Annotated in this window: 1 protein-coding gene; it reads left to right on the forward strand. The window is 60.1% G+C overall.

Annotated features, from left to right (window positions below):
- The coding region (locus NZ960_08630; protein ID MCS7177653.1) for a hypothetical protein at window positions 1–712 on the forward strand (712 nt) is incomplete at both ends.

Genomic DNA, 712 nt, shown 5'->3' on the forward strand with positions numbered 1-712 from the left:
ACGCAGGTTGCCAGCGCTGACTACAGCGTCATCAGCGGGGGCAAGGGGAATGCCGCCACCGGTCCCTACAGCGCCGTTGGTGGGGGCCAAGGGAACACCGCCAGCAACTGGTACAGCACCGTTGGTGGGGGTCTGCAGAACACCGCTGGTGGCTTGTGCAGCACCGTCGGCGGGGGCCAGGACAACACTACCAGTGGCCAGTACTGCACCATTGGCGGGGGCAGACGCAACTCCGCCAGTGGCTGGAACATCACTATTGGCGGGGGCAAAGGGAACACCGCCAGCGGTGATAACAGCACTGTTGGTGGGGGTGAGGATAATACCGCCAGCGGTGTTAACAGCACCGTTGGTGGGGGCTCGGGGAATACCGCCAGCGGTGCTAATAGCACCGTTGGCGGGGGCAGGCATAACCGTGCCGAGGGCTTGTCTAGCACTGTTAGTGGGGGCAAGGATAACACTGCCTATGGCCAGTACAGCACCGTTGGCGGGGGCTTTGGGAACACCACTGGCGGCAACTATAGCGTCGTGATAGGAGGGCGTTATAACGAGGCAAACGCAGATTTCGTGATGGTGTTTGGAGACAATGTCGAGCCCAGCGTCGCAGAGGCTTACCGGGTGTACTTTTTCGGCGACGGGAGTATAGACAATCGCGATAGAGCAAGACCGTCCGGTTTTCTGGTCATCAATCGCCTCAATGGTAATCACCCGATTC

It is taken from the genome of Candidatus Kapaibacterium sp. (assembly GCA_025059875.1).
In the GTDB taxonomy this organism is placed as follows: Bacteria; Bacteroidota; Ignavibacteria; order Kapaibacteriales; family HRBIN21; genus HRBIN21.